The 513-nt window shown below is 38.0% G+C and carries 1 protein-coding gene; it reads left to right on the plus strand.

All coding sequences use genetic code 11. The features are described from left to right. Positions 1-276 precede the first annotated feature (276 nt). Positions 277-513, plus strand: a 237-nt coding sequence (locus FDW96_RS10870) for a bacteriophage terminase small subunit (RefSeq protein ID WP_252362865.1), incomplete at its 3' end; no start/stop codon positions are given.

Genomic DNA, 513 nt, shown 5'->3' on the forward strand with positions numbered 1-513 from the left:
CAGCCTGTGCCTTTCTTCCTGGAAAGAGGCTAACCAGGGCGAGAATCCCGGCTGCGAATCCCCCAAAAAATCAAAAAGAAAAGTTTTAGCTTGCTAAATCTTGCTAAATCTTGCTAAATCTTGCTAAATCTTAATTATAGGGCTATATGCTCATATTTTGGCTTGTGAGAGCAGAGTTATCCAAGCGGGTAAACTTATAAGCAAAAGTTATTGCTGTTCTTAGAAGCGATTATATAGGCTTTAAACGATATAACCACATTTAAAAGAAAGGACAATATGCAAACACAAAACGGTGGCAGACCCACAATTTTACCTAAGATGTACGAAGAACCGCTATTTAGTCAAATCATTGATAAAATTGAATCAGGTTGCAACGATAGAGAAATCTACACAAGTTTGCATTGTTCAGCTAAAACTTTTAGAAAGTGGCGAGACGACAATATAAAGGCGTATGACGAAGCTAAAAGTATTGCTAGGGGAAATCTATTAGAACTAGCCGAAAGTGCCTTAGCG

The organism is Citrobacter sp. TBCS-15 (genome assembly GCF_005280815.1).
GTDB classification, from domain to species: domain Bacteria; phylum Pseudomonadota; class Gammaproteobacteria; order Enterobacterales; family Enterobacteriaceae; genus Citrobacter; species Citrobacter werkmanii.